The sequence below is a fragment of the Microbacterium sp. genome, from assembly GCF_031178525.1.
GTDB lineage: Bacteria > Actinomycetota > Actinomycetes > Actinomycetales > Microbacteriaceae > Microbacterium.
The window spans coordinates 1-3,383 of sequence record NZ_JAPSJA010000251.1; the positions used below are offsets into that span (position 1 = coordinate 1).

Sequence of the window (3,383 nt, forward strand, 5' to 3'; positions counted from 1 at the left end):
CGGTCACCGCGCGGCCTCGGGGCCCCGCGGTGACCGTCCAAGATCAATGCGGCGCGTCCGCGCCCTCCGCCGCGACGAATCGCTGCGAGCCGAGCACCGACAGAAGCCGCAGCTTCTCCCATCCCTCGGTGCGCGGCGGCGCGGTCAGCACCAGCAGAGCCTGCGACTGGTCCTCGGTGAACAGCACCTGGCAGTCGACCTCGATGGGGCCGAGCTCGGGATGGATCAGCGTCTTGTGGTCCTCGAAGCGCCGCGCGACCTCGTGGCGCTCCCACAGCGCGGCGAACTCGGCGCTCCGGGCGGACAGCTCTCGCACCAGCTCGCCCGCGCGGGAGTTCTCGCCCAGCGCGCCATACGCGGCACGGAGATTGGCCACGAGCGCCCGCGCATTGCGCGGGCGATCCTCCGCGGGATAGACGTGCCGCGCGGCGGGCTCCGTGAACCACCGGTAGACGTCGCTGCGGGCCGGTCCGGTGCGCGCGGTGTGGTCGCCGAACAGCGCCACCGCCATCCGGTTCGCGACGAGCGTCTCCCCCAGGCTCGACAGGATGAGCGCCGGGGTGTCCTCGAGCCGGTCGAGCACCCGCAGCAGGGCGGGCGCGACGTGCGTGCCGGCACCGATCCTGTCGGGCGCCGCGTGACCGGCGATCCGGAACAGGTAATCGCGCTCGTCGGCGGTCAGTCGCAACGCGCGCGCCAGCGCCGCGAGCATCTGCTCGCTCGGCTGCGGTCCGCGCGACTGCTCCAGGCGCGTGTAGTAGTCGACCGACATGCCGGTCAGCTGCGCCACCTCCTCGCGCCGCAGGCCTGCGGCGCGGCGGCGCGCTCCCGCCGCCATCCCCACGTCCTCGGGCTGCAGGGCGGCACGCCTGGCGCGCAGGAACTCGGCCAGGGCGGCACGGTCGGGGTTCATCGCTCCATCTTCCGCCTCCCCGACGGCGTGGAGCCAGGGACTCCCGATCCCCCGATCCGGAGGTCTCTCCCGCCTGATCCCGGCTGCCCGCAGGCTGGCGCCATGGACATCACTCGAGACACCGTCTTCATCCCCGGCGCGACGAGCGGCATCGGCCTCGCACTCGCCCTCCGACTCCAGGCTCGCGGTGCGACCGTGATCATCGGCGGGCGCCGGCAGGAGCTGCTCGACCGGCTCGGGGCCGCGCACGGCTTCGGCACGGTGCGCATCGACACGGCAGATGCCGAGAGCATCCGCGACGCATCGGCCGAGGTGATCCGGCACTGGCCCGACGTGAACGCGGTCGTCCTCATGGCCGGCATCATGGTCGCCGAGGACTGGCGCTCCCCTGCCTTCCTGCCCACCGCGGAGTCGATCGTCGCCACCAACATCCTGGGCCCGATCCGCCTCATCGGGGCGTTCGTCGAGCACCTCCGCGCGAAGCCCGACGCGACGATCGTCACGGTGTCGAGCGGCCTGGCGTCCGTGCCGCTGCGCCCGACGCCCACCTATAACGCGAGCAAGGCGTTCATCCACATGCTGAGCGAGTCGATCCGGCTGCAGTTCGCGGGCACGAGCGTGCGCGTCACCGAGATCGTGCCGCCCTCCGTGCGCACGGCCCTCATGCCGGGCCACGAGGACAACGAGCACGCGATGCCGCTCGACGCGTTCGCGGACGAGGTGATGGGCCTGCTCGAGCAGGATCCGGAGGCGCCCGAGATCCTGGTGGAGCAGGTGAAGCTCCTGCGCTTCGCCGAGGTGCGCGGCGACTACGACGAGGTGGTCGGCATGCTCAACGCCAGCGATCCGCACGCCACGCGGTCCTGACCGGGCCTCGGCGCGGACGCGTCAGTCCTGAGGCAGCGTGCGGCCCAACATCTCGGCCGTCTGCCGTGCCGACGGCGCGCCCGCGTCGGGGTCGGCTCCCGCCGCCAGCAGCACGCGGATCACGTCGTCGTGCTGCTTGAACACGGCGCCCGCGAGAGGTGTCTGCCCGCGCCCGCTGATCCGGTTCACGTCCGCCCCGCGCTGAGCCAGGCCCGCCACCAGGTCGGCATGACCGTGGTACGCGGCGAGCGTGAGCAGCGTGCTGCCCTGCGCGTCGGCGAGATCCACGGGGCTACCCGCATCGATCCGGTCGAGCAGCGCGGCGGTGTCGCCCGCGCGAGCGAGATCGAGCAGGCGGGCGGCGAAGGCCTCGGCGTCATCCGTCATGCGACAAGTCAATCACCCGCACAACGACGAAGCCCCGGCGATGGCCGGGGCTTGTGGATCTGGAGCGGATGACGAGACTCGAACTCGCGACCCTCACCTTGGCAAGGTGATGCGCTACCAACTGCGCTACATCCGCAGAACCGGATGTCATCCGGCTCGTGCGCGATACTGGGATCGAACCAGTGACCTCTTCCGTGTCAGGGAAGCGCGCTACCGCTGCGCCAATCGCGCTCATGAGAGCTCTTATTCAATTATGTCGAGGTGGCGACGGGATTCGAACCCGTGTAAACGGCTTTGCAGGCCGGTGCCTAGCCACTCGGCCACGCCACCACGGGGATTGAGACCCGCATGCCGAGAACCTGATGGATCTCTGCACTCGAGCGGATGACGAGACTCGAACTCGCGACCCTCACCTTGGCAAGGTGATGCGCTACCAACTGCGCTACATCCGCATCGCGCCCCGATCGCTCCGGGCACTTGTTACACATTAGCCGACGACCGTCCCGGATCCAAACCACGACCCGCTGTCGGGCGTGTCCACGTGGGCGGATGGGACGAGGTCTCCGATGCTGTCAAGCCGCCGCCGGCCGAGCGCCTCGGACCCTATCGTGGGGGCATGGGCACCGAGAACGAGATGACCGACGACGAGAAGCGCCACGACCAGCTGACGGCGGCGCCCGACGCGACCGAGGAGGACGCACGCCCCCGGATCGTGGTGTCCGAGCATGACGGCGTGAAGCGCATCGACATCGCCGAGGACGCGCCCGTGCGCCCCGGTGACCCGACGTCCGAGCCTCGCGAGAACTGACCCCTCGCGGCATCCCCGCAGAACGACGAAGGCCCCCGGCGAACCGGGGGCCTTCTGCGGTGGGCGATACCAGACTCGAACTGATGACCTCTTCCGTGTGAAGGAAGCGCGCTACCAACTGCGCCAATCGCCCATGTTGTGGAACTGCCGCCCTTGCGGGCCGAGAAACGATACTACCCGATCGCCCGCCGCTTCCCGAACCATGACCGCATCGGGCGTGGCGCTCAGCCCTCCGCGATCCAGCCGTAGCGGTGCCGCAGGGCAGCGGCCACCCGCGCGAAGCGCTCGCGGTCGAGCGCGGCCGCCTCTCGCCGCATGCCGTTCACGTGCACGCTGTACAGCTGATCGAGGTCGGCCCAGGACTCACGTCCCGCAGCGTCCCAGGCTCCGGAGCCGATCGGCGTGTAC

4 protein-coding genes, 5 tRNA genes and 1 pseudogene are annotated in these 3,383 nt (G+C 70.5%); 2 read left to right on the top strand and 8 right to left on the bottom strand.

The window, feature by feature from the left end:
• Nucleotides 1-43: 43 nt before the first annotated feature.
• Nucleotides 44-913 carry a helix-turn-helix domain-containing protein gene (locus RIF89_RS12530; RefSeq protein WP_309069438.1) on the bottom strand — a complete coding sequence of 290 codons (870 nt, stop codon included), beginning with the start codon at nt 911-913 and terminating at the stop codon, nt 44-46.
• A 102-nt stretch (nt 914-1,015) separates the two neighbouring features.
• Between RIF89_RS12530 and RIF89_RS12535 the strand changes: the two genes are divergently transcribed.
• Nucleotides 1,016-1,780: an SDR family NAD(P)-dependent oxidoreductase gene (locus RIF89_RS12535; RefSeq protein WP_309069439.1), complete on the top strand. Its 765-nt coding sequence runs from the start codon at nt 1,016-1,018 to the stop codon at nt 1,778-1,780.
• Nucleotides 1,781-1,801: 21 nt separating this feature from the next.
• Here the strand turns inward: RIF89_RS12535 and RIF89_RS12540 are convergent, their stop codons facing one another.
• The 5 genes from RIF89_RS12540 to RIF89_RS12560 form a co-directional block, all read right to left on the bottom strand.
• Entirely contained in the window at nt 1,802-2,167 is a 366-nt protein-coding gene (locus RIF89_RS12540; RefSeq protein ID WP_309069440.1) for an ankyrin repeat domain-containing protein, read from the bottom strand.
• Nucleotides 2,168-2,227: 60 nt separating this feature from the next.
• A tRNA-Gly gene (locus RIF89_RS12545) sits at nt 2,228-2,303 on the bottom strand.
• A 23-nt stretch (nt 2,304-2,326) separates the two neighbouring features.
• Nucleotides 2,327-2,398 (bottom strand) — tRNA-Val (locus RIF89_RS12550).
• 28 nt (nt 2,399-2,426) lie between these two features.
• Nucleotides 2,427-2,497: transfer RNA gene (locus tag RIF89_RS12555), tRNA-Cys, on the bottom strand.
• Between the two features lie 49 nt (nt 2,498-2,546).
• Nucleotides 2,547-2,619 (bottom strand) — tRNA-Gly (locus tag RIF89_RS12560).
• Between the two features lie 164 nt (nt 2,620-2,783).
• Here RIF89_RS12560 and RIF89_RS12565 point away from each other — a divergent pair.
• Nucleotides 2,784-2,975, top strand: coding sequence for a multidrug transporter (locus RIF89_RS12565; protein ID WP_309069441.1), 192 nt, complete (start codon nt 2,784-2,786; stop codon nt 2,973-2,975).
• Nucleotides 2,976-3,035: 60 nt separating this feature from the next.
• Here the strand turns inward: RIF89_RS12565 and RIF89_RS12570 are convergent.
• Together RIF89_RS12570 and RIF89_RS12575 are read right to left on the bottom strand one after the other, a co-directional pair.
• Nucleotides 3,036-3,108 (bottom strand) — tRNA-Val (locus RIF89_RS12570).
• Between the two features lie 91 nt (nt 3,109-3,199).
• A pseudogene (locus RIF89_RS12575) lies at nt 3,200-3,383 on the bottom strand (type II toxin-antitoxin system PemK/MazF family toxin); the annotation flags it as partial.

Bases quoted from the DNA above. Each gene is read 5' to 3' on its own strand.
- RIF89_RS12530 (WP_309069438.1), bottom strand. From the start codon at position 913: ATGAACCCCGACCGTGCCGCCCTGGCCGAGTTCCTGCGCGCCAGGCGT.
- RIF89_RS12535 (WP_309069439.1), top strand. From the start codon at position 1,016: ATGGACATCACTCGAGACACCGTCTTCATCCCCGGCGCGACGAGCGGC.
- RIF89_RS12540 (WP_309069440.1), bottom strand. From the start codon at position 2,167: ATGACGGATGACGCCGAGGCCTTCGCCGCCCGCCTGCTCGATCTCGCT.
- RIF89_RS12565 (WP_309069441.1), top strand. From the start codon at position 2,784: ATGGGCACCGAGAACGAGATGACCGACGACGAGAAGCGCCACGACCAG.